Source organism: Streptomyces sp. NPDC020958 (assembly GCF_055562175.1).
Window position 1 is genome coordinate 87057 of the sequence record NZ_JBVHFU010000002.1, and the last position, 26905, is coordinate 113961.

Sequence of the window (26905 nt, forward strand, 5' to 3'; positions counted from 1 at the left end):
GGCGTAGCATGTGAACGAAACTGTTTCGTTCAGGGAACGGACCTCGCATGGAACCTCGCGTGGAACCCCGCAGGGAGAAGACCGTCTCCGTACTCGTCGTCAACGACCAGTCACTCCAGCGCCTCGCCCTGCGCATGCTGCTGACCGCCGAGCCGGGACTGACGGTCGTCGGCGAGGCGGCGGACGGGGACGAGGCGATCCGTGCGAGCGCCGCGCTCCGTCCCGACGTCGTCGTCATGGACAGCACGCCGTCCCGGGCGGACGCCATCGACACCATCCGCCGCATCACCCGCCCGGCCCACCCGGCCGGGCCCACCCACCCGGCCCGCACTCCGGGGCCCCCCGGCGAGGAGCCGTTCGCCACCCGGGTGCTGGTGCTGACCGCGGCCGACCGGGAGGCCGACGCCTGGGCGGCGCTGCGGGCGGGGGCCGCCGGATTCCTGCTCGACGACGCCGACCCGGCCGAACTGACCGCGGCCATCAGAGTGGTGGCCACCGGGGACGCCGTGATCACGCCCGGGCTGACCCGCGCGCTCATCGACGCCGTCCGCCAGCAGCACACCGTCCGCCCGCTCCCCCGCACCTCGGGGATCGGCACCCTCACCCAGCGCGAACGCGACGTCCTGATCGCCGTGGCCTCCGGCTGGACCAACGCCGAGATCGCACAGTGGCTGTCCATCGCCCCGACCACCGTGAAGACCCATGTCAGCAACGTCCTCGGGAAGATCGGCGCGCGCGCCCGGGTGCAGGCGGTGACCTTCGCCTACGAGTCGGGACTGATCCGCCCGGCGGCCTGAGGGCCACGGCGCCCGGGCAGGCGAACACCCAGGTGGGCCGCCATGCATGCCGTCGGCTCATGGATCACCGCCGTTTCAGGCATTGGACGTATGCGTTCCCGCGGGTCGACTCTGGCGGAAGGCAGGGATACGCCGGAAGCGACAAGGAGCCGAGCATGACCACCCAGTGGAACGCCGACGAAGGCCGCATCGAGACCACGGACCGCGGACGCGCCGTCCTCTCCCAGCCCCGCCTCAACCGGGGCACCGCCTTCACCCCCGAGGAGCGGCGGAAGCTGGGCCTGGTGGGGCTGGTGCCGCCGGCGGTGCTGACCCTGGAGCAGCAGGCCGAGCGGGCCTACCAGCAGTACGTCGCGCAGCCGACGGACCTGGCCAAGAACGTCAATCTCACCGCCCTGCACGACCGCAACCAGGTGCTCTTCTACCGGCTGCTGGGCGATCACCTCGAAGAGATGCTGCCGATCGTCTACACCCCGACCGTCGGCAGGGCGATCCAGCGCTACAGCTACGAGTACCGGCGCCCGGCCGGGGTGTACCTGTCGGTGAACGCGCCGGAGGAGATCGAGAGCGCGCTCACCGCCTCCGGCCTCGGCCCGCACGACGTCGACCTGATCGTCGCCACGGACGGCGAGGCGATCCTCGGCATCGGCGACTGGGGAGTGGGCGGCATCGACATCTCGGTGGGCAAGCTCGCCGTGTACACGGCCGCCGCCGGCATCGACCCGAACCGCACCCTGGCGGTCATGCTGGACGTCGGCACCAACCGCCAGGAACTCCTGGAGGACCCCCTCTACCTCGGCAACCAGCACCCGCGCGTGGACCGGGAGACCTACGACGCCTTCATCGACGCCTACGTCACCACCGCCCGCCGCCTCTTCCCCGACGCCCTCCTGCACTGGGAGGACTTCGGTCCCGCCAACGCCCGCCGCATCCTGGAGCGGTACCGCCCGCAGGAGTTCACCTTCAACGACGACGTCCAGGGCACCGGCGCCGTCAACCTCGCCGCCGTGCTCTCCGGCGTGAAGGCCAGCGGCACTGCGCTGCGTGACCACCGGGCGGTGGTCTTCGGCGCGGGCACCGCCGGGATCGGCATCGCGGACCAGCTGCGGGACGCCATGGTCGCCGACGGGCTGACCGCCGAGGAGGCCGGCGCCCGCATCTTCGCCGTCGACCGGTACGGCCTGCTCACCGAGGACCAGGACGACCTGCGCGACTTCCAGACCCGCTACGCCCGCCCGGCCGCCGAGGTCGCCGACTGGCACCGGGACGAGAAGGTGGGCGGCATCGCGCTGGCCGAGGTCGTCGAACGGGTGCGGCCGACGGTGCTGATCGGCACCTCGGGGCAGGGCGGCGCCTTCACGGAGGACATCGTCCGCACGATGGCCGCGCACGCCGAGCGCCCGATCATCCTGCCGATGTCCAACCCGACGGACCTGGCCGAGGCGGTCCCCGCCGACCTGCTGGCCTGGACGGACGGGCGGGCGCTGATCGCCACCGGCAGCCCGTTCCGGCCGGTCGAGCAGGACGGGGTCGTGTACCGGATCGGGCAGGCCAACAACGCGCTGGTCTTCCCCGGTCTCGGGCTGGGCTCGATCGTCGCACGGGCCACCCGGGTCACCGACGGGATGCTGGTCGCCGCCGCGCACGCCGTCGCGGACCAGACCCGGGCCGACGGTCCCGGGACGCCGATCCTGCCCCTCACCGACCAGCTGCGCGAGACGTCGGTGGCCGTCGCGGTGGCGGTGGCCCGCGCGGCGGACGCCGCCGGGGTGGCCCGCGCGACGGTGGACGCCACGATCGAGGACCGGGTCAGGGCGGCCATGTGGCAGCCGGTGTACCCGCCGGTCGAGGCCGTCTGAGGGGACCGGCACGGGACGCTTCCCGTGCGGCGGGAGAGTGGGACGATGGATCTTGAGGTACTGCGCTCCTTCCGGGCCGTGGCCGAGGGGGTGACGGTCACCGAGGCCGCGGCCGACGCCCACGTCACCCAGCCCGCCCTCTCCCGGGCGCTGCGCAGGCTGGAGAGCGAGGTCGGCGCGGAGCTGTTCCAGCGCGTCGGCCGGGTGCTGCGGCTCACCCCGGCGGGACGGGTGTTCAAGGAGTACGTCGACACCGTGCTGGACGGCTACGACCGGGGCCGGCGGGCCGTGGCCGAGGTCGTCGACCCGGACACCGGCGTGGTCTCCCTGGCCTTTCTGCACACCCTGGGCACCTGGCTGGTACCGAGGCTGGTCACCGGGTTCCGGCAGCGGTTCGCCGCCGTCCGGTTCGAACTGCACCAGGCCGACGAGAACGGGCTCGCCCAGCACCTGCTGGACGCCACCGCCGATCTGATCATCACCGGCAAGGATCCCGGGCATCCGCTCATCACCTGGCGCCGGCTGCTGGTCGAGCCGCTGTGGCTGGCGGTCCCGGCCCGGCACCGGCTCGCGCAGCGCCGGCGCGTCCGGCTGGCCGAGGTGGCGGCGGAGCAGTTCATCGTGCTCAAGCCCGGTTACGGCCTGCGCAGTGTCACCGAGTCCCTGTGCCGGCAGGCCGGGTTCGCGCCGCTCGTCGGTTTCGAGGGCGAGGAGGTGGAGACGCTGCGCGGGCTGGTCGCGGCCGGGCTCGGGGTCTCCCTCATCCCGGCCGCGCCGGACGCCGCGGCGGCCCCGGAGACCAACCCGGACCTTCCCATCCGCTACCTCAGCCTCACCGACGTACGCGCCGCCCGCGACATCGGCATCGCCTGCCTGACCTCCCGCACCCTGCCGCCGGCCGCCCGCCGCTTCGTGGACCACGCGCTGCGCACGACGGCCTCCGTGAAGGAAAAATGATGGTTTTGATGATGGCCAATTGATGGGTTCGGGGGTTCCGGTGACCGTCCTCGCGGACCTAGCGTTACGGGCACGTGAACGGCCTCGCCGTTGGACCACCCCGACCGGAACCACCGAAAGGCCACGGCATGAGCACCCCTTCCCTGAACCGGATCGCCGGCGCGCCCATCTCCTGGGGTGTCTGCGAAGTACCGGGCTGGGGCCACCAGTTGACCCCCGAGCGGGTACTGAAGGAGATGCGCGAGGTCGGTCTCGCGGCCACCGAGTTCGGGCCGGACGGCTTCCTGCCCGCCGCTCCCGACGCGATGGCCAAGGTCCTCGCCGACCACGACCTGCACGCGGTGGGCGGTTTCACCCCGCTGCTGCTGCACGTGCCCGGACACGACCCGCTGCCCGAGGCGGAGCAGCTCCTGGAGGGCTACGCCGCCTCCGACGCCGAGGTCCTCGTCCTGTCGGCCATCACCGGCCAGGACGGCTACGACTCCCGTCCCGCACTCGACGCCGAGGGCTGGCGGCTGCTGCTCTCCAACCTCGACCGGCTGACCGCGCTGGCGGCGGAGCGCGGCGTACGGGCCGTGCTGCACCCGCACGTCGGCACGATGATCGAGAACGGCGACGAGGTCCGCCGGGTCCTGGAGGACTCGGCGATCTCGCTCTGCCTGGACACCGGTCACCTGCTCATCGGCGGCACCGACCCCGCCGAGCTGACCCGGCAGGCGCCCGAGCGGATCGCCCACACGCACATGAAGGACGTGGACGCCGCCCTCGCCGCCAAGGTCCAGTCCGGCCGCCTCACCTACACCGACGCGGTCCGCGCGGGCATGTACCGGCCGCTGGGCGCCGGTGACGTCGACGTCGAGGCCATCGTCGGCCACCTCGCCGCCCGCGGCTACGACGGCTGGTACGTGCTGGAGCAGGACACCATCCTCACCGAGGAACCCCAGGGGAAGGGCCCGGTCGACGACGTGTGGGCGAGCGCCGAACACCTCCGCTCGGTCCTGCGCGCCACCGCCACCTGAGCACCCCCGCCCCGCGCCCGGACCGGGCGGCGCGGGTCACCGACCGACGGGACGCGCGTCCGCGCCGTGCGTCTTCCCGACCCTCGGGACCCGTGCCGCCAGGGGGCAGCATCCACACCGTGCGCTGCCAGGCCCCGTGGGACGCGCGGTGCACAGGGCGGCGTTCGCGCCACCCGGGCGTCGGCCCCCTGCCACCGGACGACGGCCTGGCTCTCCCCTCGGCGATCCAAGTGGTCACCCAGCTCGACCTGCCGTCCGAGGTGACGGTGGCGCCGTTCCCCGGCTGGGCGGAGCGGCCACGGGCGCCGTAGCGGCGGCGCGCCGCGGCGAGAGCCGGTCACCGGCGGCGCCGTCCGCGGCGGACAGCCGGGCGCGGCGCATCGCCGTGCCGCCGGCGCGGACCCGCCTCGACGGCAGCCACCGTCACGGTCCGCCGGACCCGCGAGCGGCATCGGCCGGTGCCGGTCCTCCGCGAGTCCGGCGCCGGGGAGACCCACCTCGGGCGTCGTGCGGCTGGGGCTTCGCCGGGGTGCGGTTCAGATCAGGCTGCGGATCGCCTTCTCGAAGCCCTCCACATGCCCCTCGGCCAGCGCCGCCGCCTTCTCCGCGTCTCCGTCGATGACGGCGCGCAGCAGGGGGCCGTGTTCCTGGACGTGCCCCGCCAGGCCCGGCAGCCGGTCGAGGAACAGGCACCAGATGCGGGTGGCCAGGTTGTCGTACCGGACCAGCGTGTCCTCCAGGTAGGGGTTGCGGGTCGCGGCGTAGATGGCGCGGTGCAGGGTCATGTCGAGCCGGATCAGGTCGGTGCCGGCGTCGGACGCGTCGGCCAGCCGGGCCAGCAGCCGTTCCAGGGCGGCTCGGTCGGCCTCGCCGGCGCGCCGGGCCGCCAGGTCGGCGGCGAGGGGCTCCAGCCGTCTGCGGACCTCCGAGATGTGCCCGAGGTCGGCGATGTGCACCTCGGTGGCGAAGGTTCCGCGCCGGGGGTAGGCAACGATCAGCCGCTCGTGTTCGAGCCGCTTCAGGGCCTCGCGCACCGGGGTGCGTCCGAAGCCGAGTCCGGCGGCGATCCGCTCGTCGTTGATGGGCTCACCCGGGCGGATCTGGAGGGTCACGAGCCGGTCCGAGATGGCGCGATAGGCCTGGTCGGCCAGCGTCCCGGCATCCTCCCGCGCGCTCTGCCCGGCGCTCCCAGTCACGCGCAGCCCTCCCTTGACGCGAGCCGATCCGTCCTCTTAGCGTAGCGCAACAGCAGGTTGATATATCAGTCGCCTTCCAGTCGGTCTCCAGGCCTTCAGGTCTTCAGGGAGCTGCCATGACTGCCCACGCCCCCGACCAGCAAGCGGCCCGTACCGCGGTGCTCACCGCCCCGCTCGACGACTTCGACCCCGAGATCGCCACGGCGATCGACGCCGAGCTGGCCCGGCAGCGCGGCACCCTGGAGATGATCGCGAGCGAGAACTTCGCACCGCTCGCGGTCATGCAGGCCCAGGGCTCGGTGCTGACCAACAAGTACGCCGAGGGCTACCCCGGCCGCCGCTACTACGGCGGCTGCGAGCACGTCGACGCCATCGAGCGGATCGCCATCGACCGGGTGAAGGAGCTGTTCGGCGCCGAGCACGCCAACGTGCAGCCGCACTCCGGCGCCCAGGCCAACGCGGCCGTCATGGCGGCCCTGCTGCGGCCCGGCGACACCATCCTCGGACTCGACCTGGCGCACGGCGGCCACCTCACCCACGGCATGCGGCTCAACTTCTCCGGCCGCCTCTACCAGGTGGCGGCCTACCAGGTGGGCGAGAAGGACCACCGCGTCGACATGGCGCAGGTCCGCGAGCTCGCCCACGAGCACCAGCCGAAGCTGATCGTGGCCGGCTGGTCGGCCTACCCCCGCCACCTGGACTTCGCGGAGTTCCGCCGCATCGCGGACGAGGTGGACGCCTACCTGATGGTCGACATGGCGCACTTCGCCGGCCTGGTCGCCGCCGGCCTGCACCCGTCCCCGGTACCGCACGCGCACGTGGTGACCACGACCACCCACAAGACGCTGGGCGGCCCCCGCGGCGGGGTGATCCTGTGCACCTCGGAAGTCGCCAAGAAGATCGACTCCGCGGTCTTCCCGGGCCAGCAGGGCGGCCCGCTCGAACACGTCGTCGCGGCGAAGGCCGTGGCGTTCAGGATGGCCGGCCGACCGGAGTTCGCGGACCGGCAGCGCCGCACCCTGGCGGGCGCGGCGATCCTGGCCGAGCGGCTGCTGGCCGAGGACACCAGGGCGGCCGGGGTCAGCGTGCTGACCGGCGGCACCGACGTGCACCTGGTCCTGGTGGACCTGCGCCACTCCGAACTCGACGGCAGGCAGGCCGAGGACCGGCTGCACCGGGTCGGCATCACCGTCAACCGCAACGCCGTCCCCTTCGACCCGCGTCCCCCGATGGTCAGCTCCGGTGTCCGCATCGGCACCCCGGCACTGGCCGCCCGCGGCTTCGGCGCGCAGGAGTTCACCGAGGTCGCCGACATCGTCGCCACGGCCCTCCTGCCCGGCTTCGACGACCGGACCGCCGCCGCACTGCGCGGCCGCGTCCAGGTCCTGACCGAACGCTTCCCGCTCTACCCCGCCGCCCCGCGGCCCGAGGCCGAGGAGGCCGTCCAGTGACGCACCCGCGCGACAACGCCGCCGGCAGGACCGCCCCCGCCACCCCCGGCGACGTCCTCCCCGACCACCCCGAGTTCCTGTGGCGCAACCCCGACCCCAAGCGGTCGTACGACGTCGTCGTCGTCGGCGGCGGCGGGCACGGGCTGGCGACCGCCTACTACCTGGCCAGGAACCACGGCATCACCAACGTCGCCGTGCTGGAGAAGGGCTGGCTCGCGGGCGGCAACATGGCCCGCAACACCACGATCATCCGCTCGAACTACCTCTGGGACGAGAGCTCCGGCATCTACGAGCACTCCCTGAAGCTCTGGGAGACCCTGGAGGAGGACCTCGACTACCCGATCCTCTTCAGCCAGCGCGGCGTGCTCAACCTGGCGCACACCCTCCAGGACATCCGCGACAGCAAGCGGCGCGTGTACGCCAACCAGCTCAACGGCATCGACGCCGAGTGGCTGGAGCCGGACGAGGTCGCCAAGGTCTGTCCCATCGTCAACATCTCGCAGGATGTGCGGTACCCGGTGCTCGGCGCCACCTACCAGCCGCGTGCGGGCATCGCCAAGCACGACTACGTGGCCTGGGGCTTCGCCCGCAGGGCCGACGCGTACGGCATCGACCTGATCCAGGACTGCGAGGTCACCGGACTCGACATCGTGGACGGCCGGGTGCGCGGGGTGCGCACCACGCGCGGTCCCATCGCGGCCGGGAAGGTCGCGCTGGCGGCCGCCGGGCACTCGTCCGTGCTGGCGGCCATGGCGGGGCTGCGGCTGCCGCTGCAGAGCCACCCCCTCCAGGCACTGGTCTCGGAGCTCCTCGAACCCGTCCACCCGACCGTGGTGATGTCCAACGCCGTGCACGTGTACGTCTCCCAGGCGCACAAGGGCGAGCTGGTCATGGGCGCGGGCATCGACAGCTACAACGGGTACGGGCAGCGCGGCGCCTTCCACATCCTGGAGCGTCAGATGGCCGCCGCCCTGGAGCTGTTCCCCGTCTTCGCCCGCGCCCACATGCTGCGCACCTGGGCCGGCATCGTCGACACCACCCCGGACGCCTCCCCCATCGTCGGCCTGACGCCCGTCACGGACCTCTACCTGAACTGCGGCTGGGGCACCGGCGGTTTCAAGGCCACCCCGGGCGTCGGCTGGTGCTTCGCGCACACCGTCGCCACCGGCGAACCGCACCCCTACAACGCGCCCTTCACCCTCGACCGCTTCACCACCGGCGCCCTGGTCGACGAGCACGGCGCGGCCGCCGTCGCCCACTAGCCGAGGAGTACCGACATGCAGCTCATCACCTGCCCCTGGTGCGGTGACCGCGAGGAGATCGAGTTCCACTACGGCGGTCAGGCGCACGTCGCCTACCCCGAGGACCCCTACGCGATCGACGACGAGCAGTGGGCCCAGTACGTCTTCTTCCGTGACAACCCCAAGGGCCCGTTCGCCGAGCGCTGGGTGCACGCGGCCGGCTGCCGGCGCTGGTTCAACGCCCTGCGCGACACCGTCACCCACGAGTTCCTCGCCGTCTACGAGGCCGGCGCCGACCGCCCCTCCCCCACGAGCACCTCGAAGGGTCAGGAGGCCACCCGATGAACACCCCCTTCCGCGCTCCGGGCCTCGGCCGGGTCGACCGCGACACCACCCTCGCCTTCACCTTCGACGGCACCGCGTACACCGGTCACCCCGGCGACACCCTCGCCTCCGCCCTGCTGGCCAACGGCGTGCACCACGTGGCCGACAGCATCAAGTACGGCCGCCCGCGCGGGTTCCTGGCCGCCGGCGCCGAGGAACCCAACGCCCTCGTCCAGATCGAGTTCCCCTTCCCCGAGCCCATGCTCACCGCCACGACGGTGGAGCTGTACGAGGGTCTGGTCGCCCGTGGCCTGTCCGGCCAGGGCAGGCTGAGCACCGAGCCGGACACCGCCCGCTACGACACCGTGCACGCCCACTGCGACGTCCTGGTCGTCGGCGCGGGCCCGGCGGGCCTGGCCGCCACGCTGGCCGCCGCCCGGGCCGGGGCCCGGGTCGTCCTCGTCGACGAACTCCCGGAGGCCGGCGGCTCGCTGCTCGGCACCCGGGAACTCATCGACGGCGCCCCGGCCCCCCGATGGGCCGGCGCCGTCCTGGCGGAGCTCGACGAGCACGCGGACGTCCGCGTCCTGCCCCGCACCACCGCCTTCGGCCACTACGGCGACGGGCTCGTCCTCGCCCTGGAGAAGCGCACCGACCACCTGGGCGCCGCCGCCCCCGCCCACGTCTCCCGGCAGCGGATCTGGCGGATCCGCTCCCGGCAGGTCGTGTACGCCACCGGTGCCCACGAGCGTCCGATCGCCTTCGACAACAACGACCGCCCGGGGATCATGCTGGCCGGTTCGGCCCGCACCTACCTGAACCGCTTCGGCGTGCTGCCCGGTTCGCGGGCGGTCGTCTTCACCACCAACGACAGCGCCTACCCGGCCGCGCTCGAACTGGCCGACGCGGGCGTGCGGATCGCCGCGGTGGTCGACGTGCGCGAGGAGGTGCCCGAGCACTGGCGTGGCGCCTGCACCGAACGCGGCATCGACGTCCGCGCGGGGCACGTCGTCACCGGCACCAGCGGCATCGAGCGCGTCACCCGCGCCCACGTCGCCTCCTACCGGGACGGACGCCTCGGCGAGCGGCACGGCGTCGACTGCGACCTGCTGCTGGTCTCCGGCGGCTGGAACCCGGCGGTGGCCCTGTTCAGCCAGGCCCGCGGCACCCTGCGCCACGACGCCGGGATCGGCGCCTTCGTCCCCGCCGACGCACCCGCCGACGTCCGTACGGCAGGGGCGGCCGACGGCACCTTCACCCTCGCCGGCTGTCTCGCGGACGGCGTGGCCGCGGCCCGGCAGGCCCTGTCGGCGATCGGCAGGACCGCTCCGGAGATCGCCCTGCCGGCCACCGACCCGCTGCCGGACGGAGCACCGGCCCGGGTGCTGTGGCGGGTGCCGAGCCCGCAGGAGGGCCAGGAAGGCGCCCCGCAGTTCGTCGACCTCCAGCGGGACGCGACCGTCGGTGACGTGCTGCGGGCGACCGGGGCGGGCCTGCGCTCGGTGGAGCACGTCAAGCGGTACACCACCATCGGCACCGCCCACGACCAGGGCCGTACCTCGGGCGTGCTGACCTCGGGCATCGTCGCCGAGGCGCTGGGCCTGGAAGTCGCCGACCTCGGCACCACCCGCTTCCGGCCGCCCGCCGTGCCGGTCTCCTTCGCCGCCCTCGCGGGCCGCAACCGCGGTGAGCTCTTCGATCCGGTGCGGGTGACCGCGCTCCACCCCTGGCACGTCGAGCACGGCGCGCGGTTCGAGAACGTCGGCCAGTGGAAGCGCCCCTGGTACTACCCGCGGGCCGGGGAGACCATGGAGGACGCCGTGCTGCGCGAGTGCCGGGCAGCCCGTACCGGCGTCGCGATGATGGACGGCTCCACGCTCGGCAAGATCAACGTCCAGGGGCCGGACGCCGGTGTGCTGCTGGACCGGCTCTACACGAACCTGATGAGCACCCTCAAGGTGGGCCGGGTCCGCTACGGCGTGATGTGCGGCGTGGACGGCATGGCCCTCGACGACGGCACCGTGATCCGGGTGGCCGAGCAGGAGTTCCTGCTGACCACGACCACCGGCAACGCGGCCAAGGTCCTGGAGTGGATGGAGGAGTGGCTCCAGACGGAATGGCCCGACCTGCGCGTCCACCTCACCTCCGTCACCGAGCACTGGGTGACGATCCCGCTGGTCGGCCCCCGCTCCCGCGAGGTCCTGGCCCTGGTGGCGCCGGACCTGGACGTGAGCAACGACGCCTTCCCCTTCATGTCCTGGCAGGACACCACCGTCGCCGGGGTGGCGGCGCGGGTGTGCCGGATCAGCTTCTCCGGTGAACTCGCCTACGAGGTCAACGTGCCCGCCTGGTACGGCATCGCCGTGTGGGAGGCGCTCCTCGCGGCTGGGGACGCGTTCGGCATCACCCCGTACGGCACCGAGACGATGCACGTGCTGCGCGCCGAGAAGGCCTATCCGATCATCGGGCAGGACACCGACGGCACCGTCACCCCGCAGGACCTGGGGATGTCCTGGGTCGTGTCGAAGAAGAAGCCGGACTTCGTCGGCAAGCGGTCCTTCGCCCGCGCGGAGAACCGGCGCGAGGACCGCAAGCAGCTGGTGGGCCTGCTCCCGGCCGACGAGCACGTGCTGCTCCCCGAGGGCGCCCAGATCATCGCCACCAGCGACGTCCCGGCGCCCCCCGTGCCCATGCTGGGCCACGTCACGTCCAGCTACCGAAGCGACGCCCTGCGGCGGACCTTCGCCCTGGCCCTGGTGCGCTCGGGCACCCGGCGCATCGGCGAGACCCTCTACGTGCCGCTGGACGGCCGGACCGTCCCGGTGACCGTGACCGACCCCGTGCTCTTCGACAAGGAGGGAGCTCGCCGTGACGGTTGAGACACCCGCTCGCCGCAGCCCGCTGTCCGAGTGGCAGGACCGCCTGGCGCGGCTGCCGGCCGGTATCCGGGTGCGGGAAGTGCCCTTCCTGACCCAGCTCACCCTGCGGGCGGAGCCCGGCGGCGCGGCGGCGCGGGCCGTCGAGTCCTGCCTGGGCGTCCCGCTGCCCGGCCCGCTGCGCGCCGACCTGTCGGGCGGGGTCGACGTGGTGTGGATGGGGCCGGACGAATGGCTGCTGGTGGCTCCGGACGGCCGCCCGGAAGACCTGGTCGCACGGCTGCGCTCGGCCGTCGGCGCGGGGTTCGCCACCGTCACCGACGTCTCGGCGCAGCGCACCACGCTGGACCTGTCCGGCCCCCTCGTCCGCGCGGTCCTGGCCCAGGGCTGCGCCATCGACCTGGACCCCCGGGTCACCCCGGCCGGCTCCTGCCCGACCACCCTGCTGGCCCAGGCCCCGGTCACCCTCGTGGTGCGCGACGACGCGGCCCGCGACGTCCGGCTGCTGGTCCGCTCCTCGTTCGCCACCTACCTGGCCGCATGGCTGCTCGACGCCTGCACGGAATACCGGGGAAGCGCCTCATGAAGACCGAGTTCGTCCTCACCCTCAGCTGCCCCGAACGGCCGGGCATCCTGCACGCCGTGACGTCGTTCCTGCTCGGGCACGGCTGCGACATCACCGAGCACCAGCAGTTCGACGACCCCGACCACGGCATCGTGTTCCTGCGCACCGGTTTCACCGCCCCCGACGCCGAGACGACCCTGGAGCGGCTGCGGGACACCTTCACCCCGGTGGCCGCCGAGTTCGGGATGGAGTGGCACCTCAGGGACTCCGCGGTCAAGCCGCGCGTGCTCGTGATGGTCTCCAGGTTCGACCACTGCCTGGCCGACCTGCTCTACCGGTGGCGCAGCAAGGCCCTGGACGCCGAGATCGTCCTGGTGGTCTCCAACCACCCCGATCTGGAGCCGCTGGCGGCAGCCGACGGCGTGCCGTTCGAGCACGTCCCCGTCACGGCCGGCACCAAGCCGCAGGCGGAGGCCCGGCTGCTCGCCCTGGTCGAGGAGCACCGCGTCGACCTGGTCGTGCTCGCCCGCTACATGCAGGTGCTCTCCGACGACCTGTGCAAGCGGCTGGAGGGCCGGGCCATCAACATCCACCACTCGTTCCTGCCGAGCTTCGCCGGGGCCAAGCCGTACCACCAGGCCCACCGCCGCGGGGTGAAGCTCGTCGGCGCCACCGCCCACTACGTCACGGCCGACCTGGACGAAGGGCCCATCATCGAGCAGGAGATCATCCGGGTCGACCACCGCTGCGGCGCGGACCGTCTGGTCACCGTGGGCCGCGACGCCGAACGCCTGGCCCTGGCCCGCGCCGTCAACTGGCACTGCCAGGGCCGGGTCCTGATCCACGGCAACCGCACGGTGGTCTTCAGCTGACGGAGGGGTCCCCGCCGGACGTCCGGCGGCCTACAGCCCCACGATCCTGTTCCAGCGCCTGGCGAACTCCACCCGTTCCGTCGACGTGATGTCCCGGGCGACGGCGAGGCGTCTGCGCATCTCGGCGTTCGGGAAGATCAGGGGGTTCTCGGCGAGTGCCGCCGTGTCCTTGTCCTTGGAGTCGGCGAGGACCTGCTGGGCCGCCGGGACGGGGCATACGTAGGTGACCCAGGCGGCCAGCTCGGCGGCGACCGCCGGCTCGTAATAGTAGTCGACGAGGCGTTCCGCGTTGGCCTTGTGGACGGCGCGGTCCGGGATCATCAGGGAGTCGGACCACAGCTCCGCGCCCTCCTCGGGGACGACGAAGCGGATGCCGGGGTTGTCGGCCTGGAGCTGGACGACGTCGCCCGAGTACGCCTGGCAGGCCAGGACGTCCCCGCTGACCAGGTCCTTGGTGTAGTCGTTCCCGGTGAAGCGGCGGATCTGGCCGCGGTCGACCTGCTTCTGCACCTCGTCGCAGACGGCGTGGAAGTCGTCGGCCGTCCACCGGGTGATGTCCACGCCGTTGCCCTGCATCAGCAGCGCGAACGCCTCGTCGAGGCCGGAGAGCAACGTCACCCGGCCCCTGAGGTCGCTCGCCCACAGGTCCTTGACGTGCCGGATCTCGCGGCCCAGCCTCCTGCGGTCGTAGGCGATGCCGGTGATGCCCGACTGCCACGGCACCGTGAACCGGCGCCCCGGGTCGAAGGCGGGCGAGCGGAGCAGCGGGTCCAGGTACCGCGCGACGTCCGGCTGGTGGGCGCGGTCCATCTTCTGCACCCAGCCCAGGCGCACGAACCGCGCGCACATCCAGTCGCTCATGACGATGAGGTCCCGGCCGGTGGGCTGGTGGTTCATCAGCGCGGGGCTGATCTTGCCGAAGAACTCGTCGTTGTCGTTGATCTCCTCGGTGTAGTCGACGGAGATCCCGGTGCGCTTCTCGAAGGCGTCCAGGGTGGGCCGCTCGTTCGGGTTGTCGTCGGCCACGTCGATGTACAGCGGCCAGTTCGCGAAGACCAGCCTGTGGTCCTTGCCGGACAGGTCGGTCACGGCGCGGTCGCCGGCCTTCACGTAGGCGGCGGGCACCCCGCAGCTCGCCAGCGCGCCCAGCGCGGCGGTACCGCCGAGCGCGCGCAGCAGGGAGCGACGGGTGAGCGCGGGCGTCCGGGGAGAGGTGTGAGGCACACCTGAAGGATGTCGCGCCCACCGGTCGCGGGGCAATCGACGCTGGGTCGCGCGCCCCGAAGGGGCTGCGACTCACGCGTCCAGCGACGTCATCACGTGCTTGATCCGCGTGTAGTCCTCGAAGCCGTAGCCCGACAGGTCCTTGCCGTAGCCGGACTTCTTGAACCCGCCGTGCGGCATCTCCGCGACCAGCGGGATGTGCGTGTTGATCCACACGCAGCCGAAGTCCAGCCGCTTGGACATCCGCATGGCCCGCCCGTGGTCCTTGGTCCACACGGACGACGCCAGCGCGTACTCGACGTCGTTGGCCCACTGCACGGCCTGGTCCTCGTCCGTGAAGGACTGGACGGTGATGACCGGCCCGAAGACCTCGTTCTGGATGATCTCGTCGTCCTGCCTGAGCCCGGACACGACGGTCGGCGCGTAGAAGTACCCCTTGTCGCCCACCCGCTGTCCGCCGGCCTCGACCTTGGCGTGGGCGGGGAGCCGCTCGATGAAGCCGGAGACCTGCTTCAGCTGGTTCGGGTTGTTCAACGGCCCGTACAGCACGTCCTCGTCGTCCGGCTGGCCGGTCTTCGTCTCGGCCGCGGCCTTCGCCAGCGCGGCCACGAACTCGTCGTGGATGGACTCGTGGACGAGCACGCGGGTGGCGGCCGTACAGTCCTGGCCCGCGTTGAAGAAGCCGGCCACGGAGATGCCCTCGACGGCCTTCGCGATGTCCGTGTCCTCGAAGACGACGACCGGCGCCTTCCCGCCCAGCTCCAGGTGGACCCGCTTGACGTCCTTGGACGCGGACTCGGCGACCTGCATGCCGGCGCGCACGGAGCCGGTGATGGAGGCCATCGCCGGGGTCGGGTGCTCGACCATCAGACGGCCGGTCTCGCGGTCGCCGGTGATGACGTTGAAGACGCCCTTGGGAAGGATCCCGCCGAGGATCTCGGCGATCAGGACGGTGGACGCGGGGGTGGTGTCCGACGGCTTCAGCACGACCGTGTTGCCCGCCGCGATCGCCGGGGCGAACTTCCACACGGCCATCATCATGGGGTAGTTCCACGGCGCGACCTGCGCGCAGACGCCGACCGGCTCACGGCGGACGATCGAGGTGTGGCCGTCCATGTACTCGCCGGCCGAACGGCCCTCCAGCATCCGGGCCGCGCCCGCGAAGAAGCGGATCTGGTCGACCATCGGCGGGATCTCCTCGTCCCGGGTCAGTCCGACCGGCTTGCCGGTGTTCTCCACCTCGGCCGCGATGAGTTCCTCGGCCCGCTCCTCGAACGCGTCGGCGATCTTCAGCAGGGCCTTCTGCCGCTCGGCCGGGGTGGTGTCCCGCCAGGCCGGGAAGGCCGCGGCCGCGGCCGCCATCGCCGCGTCGACGTCGGCCGCCCCGGACAGCGGCGCGGTCGCGTACGCCTCGCCGGTCGCGGGGTTGACCACCTCGGTGGTCCGTCCGTCGGCGGCGTCCCGGAACTCACCGTCGATGTAGTTGCGCAGGCGACGCAGCTCGGTGCTCACTGCCGGCCCTCCAAGTTGGGTGTCCAATCACTGAGACACCCACAGTAATCCGAGATCCCACGTTTTCAACACCCCCGGCCGCGCCGAGTCTGCGAAATCCGCAATGCAAGCTCCCTGAAACAACGAATTTCATCGATACGGCCTTGCGGAACCGTCGAGACGTCGTGCACAGTGAGGTCGTGGCCAGTCGAAGCGCAGACCAGAGGGACTCGTCCCGCGAGTCCAGGAACGGCAACAGTCCCCAGCTGGACGCCGTCTCCCTCGCCATCATCCAGCAGCTCCAGGAGGACGGCCGCCGGCCGTACGCCGCGATCGGCAAGGCCGTCGGCCTGTCGGAGGCGGCCGTGCGCCAGCGCGTCCAGAAGCTGCTGGACCAGGGCGTCATGCAGATCGTCGCCGTCACGGACCCGCTCACCGTGGGCTTCCGCCGGCAGGCGATGGTCGGCATCAACGTCGAGGGCGATGTCGAGTCGATCGCGGACGCGCTGACGGCCATGTCGGAAGTCGAGTACGTGGTGATGACCGCGGGCTCGTTCGACATCCTCGCCGAGATCGTCTGCGAGGACGACGACCACCTGCTGGACGTCATCAACAAACGCATCCGGGCGCTGCCAGGGGTGCGCTCCACCGAGAGCTTCGTCTACCTGAAGCTGAAGAAGCAGACCTACATGTGGGGAACCCGATAACCGTGACCCAGAAGGACCTCAGCCGCACCGCGTACGACCACCTGTGGATGCACTTCACCCGCATGTCCTCGTACGAGAACTCCCCCGTCCCGACCATCGTCCGGGGCGAGGGCACCTACATCTACGACGACCAGGGCAAGCGCTACCTGGACGGTCTCGCGGGCCTGTTCGTGGTCCAGGCCGGTCACGGCCGCACGGAACTCGCCGAGACCGCCTTCAAGCAGGCCCAGGAGCTGGCCTTCTTCCCGGTGTGGTCGTACGCCCACCCGAAGGCCGTCGAGCTGGCCGAGCGCCTGGCCGACTACGCGCCCGGCGACCTGAACAAGGTCTTCTTCACCACCGGCGGCGGCGAGGCCGTGGAGACCGCCTGGAAGCTGGCCAAGCAGTACTTCAAGCTCAAGGGCAAGCCGACCAAGTACAAGGTCATCTCCCGCGCGGTCGCCTACCACGGCACCCCGCAGGGCGCCCTGTCCATCACCGGCCTGCCGGGCCTGAAGGCGCCGTTCGAGCCGCTGGTCCCCGGTGCCCACAAGGTCCCGAACACCAACATCTACCGCGCCCCGCTCTTCGGCGACGACCCGGAGGCCTTCGGCCGCTGGGCCGCCGACCAGATCGAGCAGCAGATCCTCTTCGAGGGCCCCGACACCGTCGCCGCGGTCTTCCTGGAGCCGGTGCAGAACGCGGGCGGCTGCTTCCCGCCCCCGCCCGGCTACTTCCAGCGGGTCCGCGAGATCTGCGACCGGCACGACGTCCTGCTCGTCTCCGACGAGGTCATCTGCGCCTTCGGCCGCCTCGGCACGATGTTCGCCTGCGACAAGTTCGGCTACGTCCCGGACATGATCACCTGCGCCAAGGGCATGACCTCGGGCTACTCCCCGATCGGCGCCTGCATCATCTCCGACAAGCTCGCCGAGCCGTTCTACAAGGGCGACAACACCTTCCTGCACGGCTACACCTTCGGCGGTCACCCGGTCTCCGCGGCCGTCGGCCTCGCCAACCTCGACCTGTTCGAGCGCGAGGGCCTCAACCAGCACGTCCTCGACAACGAGGGCGCGTTCCTGTCGACCCTCCAGAAGCTGCACGACCTGCCGATCGTCGGCGACGTCCGCGGCAACGGCTTCTTCTACGGCATCGAGCTGGTCAAGGACAAGGCGACCAAGGAGTCCTTCGACGCGGAGGAGACCGAGCGCGTCCTGTACGGCTTCCTCTCCAAGGCCCTGTTCGAGAACGGCCTGTACTGCCGTGCCGACGACCGCGGCGACCCGGTCGTCCAGCTCGCCCCGCCGCTGATCTCCAACCAGGAGACCTTCGACGAGATCGAGCAGATCCTGCGCGCCACGCTGACGGAGGCCTGGACGAAGCTCTGAGTCCAGCGCCCCGACCGGCTGACCGACACCGGCCCCGGTGCCGTCCGTTCGAGTGAGAACGGACGCCCGGGGCCGTGTGCTGCCCGGGCTCCGCCCGCGGGCCTGCCTAGCGTGCACGTGACCGATCGGCCCAGCCTTCGTTCCCCCCGACGTGGGAAGGCACGGCAAAACGGATCAGAACCGAGGTGTACGCCCATGGAGGCCCCGCCGGACAACGACGTGCTGTGGGCACGCGCCCTGCACTTCCGCCACCAGGACGGCTCGCCCGGTGTCACCGGGGTCTCGCTCGCGGTGCGGGAGGGCGAGATCCTCGCCGTCAGCGGTCCGCGCGGCAGCGGCAAGACGACGTTGCTGAGGTGCCTCGCCGGTCTGACGCCGGTACAGGGCGGCGAGGTCTGGTTCAACAGCACGGCCGTGCACCGGATGGGCCCGGTCACCCGCGAACGGCTGCGCCGCGACCGCTTCGGCTGGATCGACCCCGTCCCGGCACTGGTCCCCGAGCTGAACGTCTGGGAGAACACCGCCCTGCCCCTGATGCTGCGGGGCACCAGCCGCCGCCGGGCCAAGGTGGCCGCGCTGGAGTGGCTGGACCGCCTCGACGTCGGCGACCGGGCCCGCCGGCGCCCGGCCGAACTCCAGCAGGCCGAACGGCAGCGCGTCGCCATCGCCCGCGCCCTCGCGCCCTCCCCCGCCATCCTCTTCGCGGACGAGCCGACGGCCCCGCTGCACCGCGCCGACCGCGCCCATGTGCTGCGCACCCTCACCACCGCGGCCCGCTCGCACGGCATCACGGTCGTCCTCGCCACCCACGACGCGGAGACCGCCGCCCTCGCCGACCGCAGGCTCTCGCTCCTGGACGGCCGCCGGGTGAACACGGTCCACCTGCCCGCCCCCGAAGCGGAAGGCCGGGCCGAGTGCTCGCTCTCCGCCTGACCCGCGTCGCCCACCCGGCCGTCCAGCTGCGCCGCCTCCTGGTGGCCGCGGCGGCGGCGGGCACGGGCTTCCTCCTGCTGTCCGCCCTCGGCTACGCGATGGCCCACCCCGACCACTCGACGGCGGCACTCCTGCGGCTCGCCTGGTGTGTGATCCCGCTCGCCGCCACGGTGTACCTCGCGGTGGCGGTGGCCCGCACCGACCCCGGCACCAGACCCCGCCCCGGCCTGTCCGCCCTCGGCCTCGGTCCGGCCCGCCTGATGGCCGTCGCCGCCCTCAACACGGTCCTCGCCTGCACCCTGGGCTCGCTGCTGGCCCTGGCCGTCTTCCTGCACCTGCGCGGCGACCTCACGGGCATGCCCTTCGACGGCGCGGCGAAGGACTTCCTGGCAGCGGACCAGCCCCTGCCCCTGCCGGCCGCCCTGACCCTGCTGACCGTGCCCCCGGTGCTCGCGTCCACGGCGGTGGCGCTGGTCCTGCGCCCCCGCGACCTGCCCGGCACACCGGGCCGCAACCCGGTGTACGCACTCCTCGCCGCCCGCCGCACCACGGGCGCCCGCACCACCACGGGCGCCCGCACCACCACGGGCGCCCTCGCCGCCACGGGTGCCAACGCCACCACGGTTTCCCGCCCCACCACGAACACCCGCCTCACCGGCCACCCCGCACCCGACACCGCACCGCCCCGGCACACGGCGCCCGACCCCACCCCGCCCCAGCACCCCGCGCCCGACCCCACGCCGCCCCAGCACCCCGCGGACGGTGACCAGCCGTCCCGTCACTCCGGGGGCGGTCGTGCCACCGGGGCGGCTCGGACGGGCGCGGACGGCGCCCTGCCGACCCCGGTGAGCGAGGTCCCGCCCGTCCCGGCCGTGGCCGAGCCCGCCCCCACCGGCCTGCCCTGGGCCGTCGCCGTTCTGGCCGCCGGGCTCGCCATGGAGTCCTACGCCGGCGTCACCGAGACCTCCCCCCGCACCGCTCTCCCCGGCGGCCTCGCCACCGGCCCGGTAGGCGTCCTGGTCGGCTGGTCGCTCACCGCCCTCGGCCTGGTCCTCGCCGCCCCGGCCCTCGCCCACCTCTGCGGCCGCCTTCTGCAGGCCGTCCGCCCCGGCGCCCTGCGGCTGCTGGCCGGCCGCGTCCTGATGGCGGAGGCCACCCGTATCGGCCGCCCCCTCGGCGTCGTCTGCGCGGTGACGTCGGCGACCTTCGCGGCGACCGTCCTGCACAGCGGCGGCAAGCACCCCGGCGGCCCGCTCACCACCCTCGGCGGCCTCGTGGTCGCCGGCTGCGCGGTGGCCACGCTCCTCACCACCGCCGTGGAGGCCCGCCAGGCCCGCGCCGGCACCACCGAGGCGCTGCTGCGCCTCGGCGCACCGGCGACGCTGCTGCGCGGTGCGGCGGCCCTGCGCACCGGCGCCCTGCTGGCCCTCTTCGGTCCCTTCACCCTGCTGATCGCGGACCTCGCCGCCCGCCCGCTGGTCCGCTGAGCGGTCGCGCGAAACTCACCGCACAAAAGTCCGACGGGACCGATGACTTTCGCCGTGCCCCCCGGTCCACCCCTCGAACAGCACGACACCGGAGGAAGAGGGACCCCATGTACCAGCAGATGATCTTCGTGAACCTGGCCACCGACGACGTGGCGGCGGCGCGGAAGTTCTTCACGGAGCTCGGCTACACGATCAACCCGCAGTTCAGCGGCGACGACTGCGCCTGTGTCGTGATCAGCGACACGATCATCGCGATGCTCCTGAGCAAGCAGCGCTACGCGGACTTCACCAAGAAGGAGATCGCCGACTCGACGAAGACCAGCGAGGTGCTGATCTGCCTGAGCGCCGAGAGCCGCGAGAAGGTCGACGAGCTGGTCCAGAAGGCGGTCGCGGCCGGCGGCACGGCGAACGACGACATCCAGGACCAGGGCTTCATGTACGGCCGTTCCTTCGAGGACCTGGACGGCCACAGCTGGGAGGTCGTGTGGATGGACCCGGCGGCGGTGCAGGGCTGACCTCCACCGGCACGGCTGTCCTGGCGAACGGCTGTGCCAGCATGGGCGGGTGCAACCGACACCCGCCCAGCCGAACCGTGCCGCCCACGACCTCGAGATCGAGTCGCTCGCCGAGTTCGACGAGGTCGTGGCCGCGCGCGGCTCCCTCGCCCGGTACCGCGTCCAGGCCGTCGATCTGACGGGCCGTACGGACGTCCTGCTCACCACCGACACCACCGGCGCCGTCTTCCTCGGCTGCCCGATGTCGGCCGAGGCCGCGGCCCGGGTCGGCGCGTCCGGCGCCCTGGTGTTCCCGCCGGTCCCCGACCTCCCCTTCGACCCGTACCGGGCCTTCGTCTACACCCCAGGAGAGCTGTTCGACTCGCTCGCCGAGGGCTACGGGGGGACCCCGGACGCACGGTCGTACGCCTGGTTCCAGGAGACGAAGGCGGACGGCGACATATTCGCCTCGATGCTCCGCTCGATCCACGACGACGCGGTCTCCGACGCGCTCGACGAACTCCTCGCCGACGCCCGGGTGGTGGGGGTGATGGGCGGACACGCGATGGCGCGCGGCACGACGGAGTACGCCGGTGCCGCGCGGCTCGGCCGGGAACTCGCGCGCGCCGGCCTCACCGTGGCGACCGGGGGTGGGCCGGGCGCGATGGAGGCGGCGAACCTGGGCGCCTACGCGGCCCCCTTCGAGGACGGGATGCTCGACGAGGCCCTGGAACTCCTCGCCAAGGTCCCGTCGTTCCGGCCCTCGGTCACCGACTGGGCGCGGGCCGCCTTCGAGGTCCGCGAGCGCTGGCCGGACGGCGGCTCCTCGGTGGGCATCCCCACCTGGTTCTACGGCCACGAGCCGCCGAACGCCTTCGCCGCGCACATCGCCAAGTACTTCGCCAACGCCACCCGCGAGGACGGCCTGCTGGCCCGCTCCAACGCCGGTGTGGTGTTCCTGCCGGGCGCGGCCGGGACCGTGCAGGAGATCTTCGACAACGCGACGCCCAACTACTACGAGTCGCGGGGTGAGCCGACCCCGATGGTGCTCGTGGACGAGGCGCACTGGAGCGAGCGGCTGCCTGCCTGGCAGTTGCTGACCTCGCTGGCGCGGGAGCGGTCGATGGCGTCCCGTATCGGCCTCGTTGACCGGATCGAGCAGGCCGCAGAGGCGCTGAAACGTCTCGGCAGTTAACGACTGTGCAAAGTCAACACCCGTGGACCGCATATGCATTGACACTGCTTATGGAGCGCTTATAGACCTGTGAGCCTCTTGGGGATTCTGATGCCTCATCTCGCCGTAGCGTCAACTCCCTTTTACCCCCCGCAGTTATGCACTCAGTAAGGACAAACGTGTCCATATCCCGCCGCAGTGCACGTCGTTCCGTGCGCATCCTGGGTGTCGCCTCCGCGTCGGCCGCACTGGCCCTGGGCGTCTCCAGCACCGCCTTCGCCTGCAACATCAAGGACTTCTCCGCCGAAGCCACCTGCGACGGTGCCAAGGGCGCCATCGTCGTCACGGACACTGACGCCACCGGCACGGCCGCCACCATCACCGTCTTCCTGGAGAACAACGGCGCCGACGCCAAGCAGGTCGGCAAGGCGCAGACCGTCAAGGGCTCCAGGTCCGGCGAGAAGATCACCTTCTCCGAGGACTGGGCCCCCAACGCGACGTACCGCGTCCGCGTCAAGGTCGACAGCGGCAAGACCCAGATCGACACGGACATCACGCCGAACCTGACGACCCCGTCGACGGCGTGCGCCTCCGAGGAGAGCGCCAGCCCGTCGCCGTCGGCGTCGCAGGCGGAGTCCGCCACCCCGTCCCCGTCGGCGTCCGAGTCCACTCCCGCCGAGTCGGGCTCCCCCACCCCGTCGGCCACCGAGAGCAGCAGCACCGCTCCGGCCGGTTCGTCGGACAACGCCCCGTCCCCGGCGGTCGGTGAGTCGAACCTCGCCGAGACCGGCGCCAACTCCAACACCGGCCTGATCGCCGGTGTCGCCGGTGCGCTGGTCGTGGTCGGCGGCGGAGCCGTCTGGTTCGGCATGCGCCGTCGCGGCGCGCACAGCGGGGACTGACCGCGCCCGACACCCGTACCGCACCGAGGCCCGTCCCCGTTCCGCCGGGGACGGGCCTCGGTCGCTGACGGGGTCGTGCCGTCGGGGGCTCATCGGGGGCTCAGTCCAGTACGACGGTCTCCGTCGCGTCGAACGCGACGCCCACCGTCTCTCCGGTCGCCGGTGCCGCCCTGAGCGCGCAGGCCGCCTCCAGGCGGGGGCCGCCGTCCTCGGGCTGGAGGTGGACGGTGACGTGGGTGCCCTGGAAGGTCCGGGCGGTCACCGTGCAGGGCAGCCCCGCGGCGGCGGCGACGAGCCGGACGCCCGCCGGCCGCACCAGCAGCGACCGTGCCCCCTGCCCCGACCCCTCCGGCACCGGCAGCTTGCCCCATGGAGTCACCGCGGCCGCGCCCTCGACGGTCGCCGGGACCACGTTGCCGAAGCCGAGGAAACGGGCCACGAACTCGTCGGCCGGCCGCTGCCACACCTCCAGTGGCGTGCCGGACTGGGCGATCCGTCCGTCCCGCATCACCACCACCCGGTCGGCCAGCGCGAAGGCCTCGCCCTGGTCGTGCGTCACGGCGAGCACAGTGGTGCCCAGCCGCCCGAACAACTCGCGGAGTTCCACCACCAGCCGGTCCCGCAGCGAGCGGTCGAGCTGCCCCAGCGGTTCGTCGAGCATCAGCAGCCGCGGCCGGGGTGCCAGCGCCCGGGCGAGCGCCACCCGCTGCTGCTCACCGCCGGACAGCCCGGCCACCGCCCGCCGCGCCGCCCCCGGCAGCCCCACCAGCTCCAGCAGCTCGGCCACCCGCGCGGCCCGCTGTTCCGTCCCAACCCCCCGCATCCGGAGCCCGAAGGCCACGTTCTCGCCCACGTCCCGCTGCGGGAACAGCTGGTGGTCCTGGAACATCAGCCCGACCCCCCGCCGGTGCGCCGGTACCCGCGCCTGGTCCTGGCCGTCGAGCAACACCCGTCCCGCGCCCAGCGGTTGCAGCCCCGCCACCGCCCGCAGCAGCGTCGACTTGCCGCTCCCGCTGGGCCCGAGGACACACACCACCTCGTGCTCGGCGACCGCCAGGTCCACGGTGTCGAGCACGGCGCGGGCACCGAACCGCACGGTCGCCGCGTCCAGTTCGAGAAGCGGCATCAGAACTCCCCCGTCCGGTCGGTCCGCAGCCGTTCGAGCACCAGCAAGGCCACCGCGCACACCACCATGAGAATCGTCGAAAGAGCCATCGCCTGCCCGTAGTTGAGATCACCGGGCCGGGACAGCAGCCGGGCCACCGCGACCGGCAGCGTCGGGTTGTCGGGCCGGGCGATGAACACGGTCGCCCCGAACTCGCCCAGCGACACCGCGAAGGCGAACCCGGCCGCGATCAGCAGCGCCCGGCGCACCATCGGCAGGTCGACCTCACGCCACACCCGCCACGGCGAGGCGCCGAGCACGGCCGCCGCCTCCCGGAGCCGCTCGTCCACGGCCCGCAGCACGGGCAGCATGGTCCGCACCACGAAGGGGACGCCGACCAGCGCCTGGGCGAGCGGGACGAGGATCCAGGACTGCCGCAGGTCCAGCGGCGGCTTGTCCAGCGCGATCAGGAAACCGAAGCCGACGGTCACCGCGGACACCCCGAGCGGCAGCATCAGCAGCGCGTCGAACCCCCGTACCAGCCGTCCCGCGTCCCGCCGGGCCAGCGCGGCGGCGGCCAGTGCGCCGATCAGCACCGCGATGGCGGTGGCGGCGGCCGCGTACTCCAGCGAGTTCACGACCGACTCGATCGGCGCGACCAGGAAGGTGCCGCCGTCGGCGTCGCCCAGCGCCCGGTAGTAGCCGACACCGCCGTCGAACGACCGCCGTACCAGGACGGCCAGCGGCAGGAGGAGGAGTACGGCGATGGTCGCGAGGACCCCGGCGAGCAGCGCCCACTGGCCGGCCCCGCGCGGCCGGCGTGCCGTCACCGACGGGTCCACCAGCCGCAGCGCGCTCTCCCGGCGCCGTACCGTCCACGCGTGCACGGCGAGGATCGCGCCGACCGCGACGAACTGGACGATCGTGAGGACGGCGGCCGTGGCGAGGTCGAAGATCTCGGAGGTCTGCCGGTAGATCTCCACTTCTAGGGTGGCGAAGGTGGGCCCGCCGAGGATCTGCACCACGCCGAAGGAGGTGAAGGTGAACAGGAAGACCATCAGCGCGGCGGCGGCCACGGCGGGCGCGAGCGCGGGCAGGGTGACCTTGCGCCAGGCGGCCGCCGGCGAGACGCCGAGCATCCGTGCGGCCTCCTCCTGGCGTGGGTCGAGTTGGGACCACAGGCCGCCCACGGTCCGTACGACCACCGCGTAGTTGAAGAAGACGTGCGCCAGCAGGATGGCCCAGACGGTGGTGTCGAGCCGTACGCCCCACCACTCCTCCAGCAGACCGCCCCGCCCGACGAGCGCGAGGAAGGCGGTCCCCACCACGACCGTCGGCAGGACGAAGGGGACCGTCACGACGGCCCGCAGCACCTGCTTGCCGGGGAAGTCGAGGCGGGCGAAGACATAGGCCGCGGGCAGTGCCACCAGCAGGGTGAGCGCGGTCGAGGCGAGCGCCTGCCAGGTGGTGAACCACAGCACGTGCCGGATGTCGGACTGCCCGACGACCTCGGCGATCCGCCCGAACTGCCATACCCCGTCGACCTTCAGGCCCCGTTCGACGATCGCCGCGACCGGCCAGGCGAAGAAGACCGCGAAGAACGCGACGGGCACGAGCATCAGCCCGAGCCGCGCCGCGCCCGCCCGCCTGCCGGCGGTCACTTCAGTACGAGTGACGTCCACGTCTTGACCCACTGGTCACGGTTGGCGGCGATCTTGTCGGGCGCCATGGTCTCGGGGTCCGGGGCGGCAGGACCGTACTCGGTGAACTCGTGGGGCACCGCGGCCCCCTTGACCACCGGGTACACGAACATGTTGAGCGGCATGTCCTCCTGGAACTCCTTGGAGACCAGGAAGTCGATGAGCGCCTTGCCGCCCTTGGTGTTCCCGGCGTTGCTCAGCAGTCCGGCGAACTCGATCTGCCGGAAGCAGGTTCCGGTGGCGACACCGGTGGGGGCGGTGCTGGGCTTCGGGTCGGCGTAGATGACCTCGGCGGGCGGCGAGGAGGCGTACGACACGACGAGCGGCCGGTCCCCCTTGGCCTTCTTGCCGCCGGCCGAACCGGAGAACTCCTCGTTGTAGGCCTGCTCCCAGCCGTCGACGACCTTCACGCCGTTGGCCTTGAGCTTCTTCCAGTAGTCCGGCCAGCCGCCGTCCCCGTACCGGGCGGCGGAGCCGAGCAGGAACCCGAGGCCCGGCGAGGAGGTGGCGGCGTTCTCCGTGACGAGCAGGTTCTTGTACTGCGGCTTGACGAGATCGGCGTACGACGTGGGCGGGGTCAGCTTGTGCTCGCTGAAGTACGCCTTGTCGTAGTTCACGCAGATGTCGCCGTAGTCGATGGGCGTCACCCGGTGCTTGCCGGCGTCGAGCCGGTACGCCGCGCCGACCTGGCTCAGGCCCTTGGCCTCGTAGGGCTGGAACAACCCGTTGTCGAGAGCCCTGGACAGCAGGGTGTTGTCGACGCCGAAGAAGACGTCGCCCTGGGGGTTGTCCTTGGTCAGGATCGCCTTGTTGACGGCCTGTCCGGCGTCGCCGTCCTTGAGGACCTTGACCTGGTAGCCGGACTGCTTCTCGAAGTCCTTGAGCACGTTCTTGGAGACGGCCCACGAGTCGTGGCTGACCAGGGTGACGGTCTTGGAGTCGGCGCCGCTGCCCGACGACGAGCACGCGGACAGCGTGACGAGACCGAGCGCGACGGCCGCGGCCATGAGGGTTCTGGTGTGCACTGGTGTTTTCCTCCTGGGGTGGACCAGGAAGAGGCGCGGCCCTGCCCGTGAGCACGGGGCTCGCGGGCAGGGCGCAACAGCTTGAGTGATGACCGAACTTCCTACCCAGAATGACCTGGGCGAGGTTCAGAGGGTCTGC

The 26905-nt window shown here is 72.2% G+C and carries 22 protein-coding genes and 1 pseudogene; 17 read left to right on the forward strand and 6 right to left on the reverse strand.

All coding sequences use genetic code 11. The annotated features are described in order from the left end of the window. The first annotated feature begins 47 nt into the window (after positions 1-47). The 5 genes from ACZ3KP_RS06255 (at position 48) to ACZ3KP_RS06275 (ending at position 4943) form a co-directional block, all read left to right on the forward strand. Positions 48-797: a LuxR C-terminal-related transcriptional regulator gene (locus tag ACZ3KP_RS06255; RefSeq protein ID WP_467496890.1), complete on the forward strand. Its 750-nt coding sequence runs from the start codon at positions 48-50 to the stop codon at positions 795-797. Between the two features lie 155 nt (positions 798-952). Further along, a complete protein-coding gene (locus ACZ3KP_RS06260; protein WP_467496892.1) occupies positions 953-2656 on the forward strand; it encodes an NAD-dependent malic enzyme in 1704 nt (567 codons plus the stop codon). Positions 2657-2701: 45 nt separating this feature from the next. Further along, positions 2702-3613, forward strand: coding sequence for a LysR family transcriptional regulator (locus ACZ3KP_RS06265; protein ID WP_467496894.1), 912 nt, complete (start codon positions 2702-2704; stop codon positions 3611-3613). Between the two features lie 128 nt (positions 3614-3741). Further along, positions 3742-4632 (forward strand): sugar phosphate isomerase/epimerase family protein, encoded by an 891-nt coding sequence (locus ACZ3KP_RS06270; RefSeq protein WP_467496896.1) that lies wholly within the window; start codon positions 3742-3744, stop codon positions 4630-4632. Between the two features lie 119 nt (positions 4633-4751). Further along, positions 4752-4943 carry a hypothetical protein gene (locus ACZ3KP_RS06275; RefSeq protein ID WP_467496897.1) on the forward strand — a complete coding sequence of 64 codons (192 nt, stop codon included), beginning with the start codon at positions 4752-4754 and terminating at the stop codon, positions 4941-4943. Positions 4944-5168: 225 nt separating this feature from the next. Here the strand turns inward: ACZ3KP_RS06275 and ACZ3KP_RS06280 are convergent, their stop codons facing one another. Further along, a complete protein-coding gene (locus ACZ3KP_RS06280; protein ID WP_467496899.1) occupies positions 5169-5828 on the reverse strand; it encodes a GntR family transcriptional regulator in 660 nt (219 codons plus the stop codon). Between the two features lie 116 nt (positions 5829-5944). Here ACZ3KP_RS06280 and glyA point away from each other — a divergent pair, with 116 nt between their 5' ends. The 5 genes and pseudogenes from glyA (at position 5945) to purU (ending at position 13157) form a co-directional block, all read left to right on the forward strand. Then, positions 5945-7279 carry a serine hydroxymethyltransferase gene (gene glyA / locus ACZ3KP_RS06285; RefSeq protein ID WP_467496901.1) on the forward strand — a complete coding sequence of 445 codons (1335 nt, stop codon included), beginning with the start codon at positions 5945-5947 and terminating at the stop codon, positions 7277-7279. Beyond that, positions 7276-8541 (forward strand): sarcosine oxidase subunit beta family protein, encoded by a 1266-nt coding sequence (locus ACZ3KP_RS06290; RefSeq protein WP_467496903.1) that lies wholly within the window; start codon positions 7276-7278, stop codon positions 8539-8541. The genes glyA and ACZ3KP_RS06290 overlap by 4 nt, the downstream gene beginning before the upstream one ends. 15 nt (positions 8542-8556) lie before the next feature. Next, a pseudogene (locus ACZ3KP_RS06295) lies at positions 8557-11723 on the forward strand (sarcosine oxidase subunit delta family protein). Next, positions 11713-12306 (forward strand): sarcosine oxidase subunit gamma, encoded by a 594-nt coding sequence (locus ACZ3KP_RS06300; RefSeq protein ID WP_467496905.1) that lies wholly within the window; start codon positions 11713-11715, stop codon positions 12304-12306. The pseudogene ACZ3KP_RS06295 and the gene ACZ3KP_RS06300 overlap by 11 nt, the downstream one beginning before the upstream one ends. Continuing rightward, a complete protein-coding gene (gene purU, locus ACZ3KP_RS06305) occupies positions 12303-13157 on the forward strand; it encodes a formyltetrahydrofolate deformylase (RefSeq protein WP_467496907.1) in 855 nt (284 codons plus the stop codon). Before ACZ3KP_RS06300 ends, purU begins: the two co-directional genes overlap by 4 nt. 30 nt (positions 13158-13187) lie before the next feature. Here purU and ACZ3KP_RS06310 read toward each other — a convergent pair whose 3' ends face one another. Both ACZ3KP_RS06310 and ACZ3KP_RS06315 read right to left on the reverse strand, forming a co-directional pair. Then, positions 13188-14381: a polyamine ABC transporter substrate-binding protein gene (locus ACZ3KP_RS06310; RefSeq protein ID WP_467496909.1), complete on the reverse strand. Its 1194-nt coding sequence runs from the start codon at positions 14379-14381 to the stop codon at positions 13188-13190. A gap of 72 nt (positions 14382-14453) precedes the next feature. Further along, complete coding sequence (locus ACZ3KP_RS06315; RefSeq protein ID WP_467496911.1) at positions 14454-15893, reverse strand: gamma-aminobutyraldehyde dehydrogenase; 1440 nt, start codon at positions 15891-15893, stop codon at positions 14454-14456. Positions 15894-16057: 164 nt separating this feature from the next. On the opposite strand from ACZ3KP_RS06315, the gene ACZ3KP_RS06320 reads away from it, so the two are divergent. The 7 genes from ACZ3KP_RS06320 (at position 16058) to ACZ3KP_RS06350 (ending at position 22936) form a co-directional block, all read left to right on the forward strand. After that, positions 16058-16579, forward strand: a complete 522-nt coding sequence (locus tag ACZ3KP_RS06320) for an Lrp/AsnC family transcriptional regulator (protein ID WP_030612872.1) — start codon at positions 16058-16060, stop codon at positions 16577-16579. After that, on the forward strand, positions 16564-17946 hold the full coding sequence (locus tag ACZ3KP_RS06325) for an aspartate aminotransferase family protein (protein WP_132889842.1): 1383 nt from the start codon (positions 16564-16566) through the stop codon (positions 17944-17946). Before ACZ3KP_RS06320 ends, ACZ3KP_RS06325 begins: the two co-directional genes overlap by 16 nt. 195 nt (positions 17947-18141) lie before the next feature. Beyond that, the gene (locus ACZ3KP_RS06330) at positions 18142-18879 is read left to right on the forward strand and encodes an ABC transporter ATP-binding protein (RefSeq protein WP_467496914.1); all 738 of its coding nucleotides are present in this window, start codon (positions 18142-18144) and stop codon (positions 18877-18879) included. Continuing rightward, positions 18861-20366: a hypothetical protein gene (locus ACZ3KP_RS06335; RefSeq protein ID WP_467496916.1), complete on the forward strand. Its 1506-nt coding sequence runs from the start codon at positions 18861-18863 to the stop codon at positions 20364-20366. The genes ACZ3KP_RS06330 and ACZ3KP_RS06335 overlap by 19 nt, the downstream gene beginning before the upstream one ends. A 107-nt stretch (positions 20367-20473) precedes the next feature. Next, positions 20474-20881 (forward strand): VOC family protein, encoded by a 408-nt coding sequence (locus ACZ3KP_RS06340; RefSeq protein WP_358975111.1) that lies wholly within the window; start codon positions 20474-20476, stop codon positions 20879-20881. A gap of 49 nt (positions 20882-20930) precedes the next feature. Then, positions 20931-22055, forward strand: coding sequence for an LOG family protein (locus ACZ3KP_RS06345; protein WP_467496919.1), 1125 nt, complete (start codon positions 20931-20933; stop codon positions 22053-22055). Between the two features lie 191 nt (positions 22056-22246). Beyond that, positions 22247-22936 carry an LAETG motif-containing sortase-dependent surface protein gene (locus ACZ3KP_RS06350; RefSeq protein WP_467496920.1) on the forward strand — a complete coding sequence of 230 codons (690 nt, stop codon included), beginning with the start codon at positions 22247-22249 and terminating at the stop codon, positions 22934-22936. Between the two features lie 100 nt (positions 22937-23036). Here the strand turns inward: ACZ3KP_RS06350 and ACZ3KP_RS06355 are convergent, their stop codons facing one another. From ACZ3KP_RS06355 to ACZ3KP_RS06365, 3 genes are read right to left on the reverse strand one after another with little or no spacing between them, the layout of a single operon-like run. Beyond that, a complete protein-coding gene (locus ACZ3KP_RS06355; protein WP_467496922.1) occupies positions 23037-24062 on the reverse strand; it encodes an ABC transporter ATP-binding protein in 1026 nt (341 codons plus the stop codon). Then, positions 24062-25660, reverse strand: a complete 1599-nt coding sequence (locus ACZ3KP_RS06360; protein ID WP_467498041.1) for an ABC transporter permease — start codon at positions 25658-25660, stop codon at positions 24062-24064. The genes ACZ3KP_RS06355 and ACZ3KP_RS06360 overlap by 1 nt, the downstream gene beginning before the upstream one ends. A 38-nt stretch (positions 25661-25698) precedes the next feature. Next, complete coding sequence (locus ACZ3KP_RS06365; protein ID WP_467498043.1) at positions 25699-26748, reverse strand: thiamine ABC transporter substrate-binding protein; 1050 nt, start codon at positions 26746-26748, stop codon at positions 25699-25701. Positions 26749-26905: the final 157 nt, after the last annotated feature.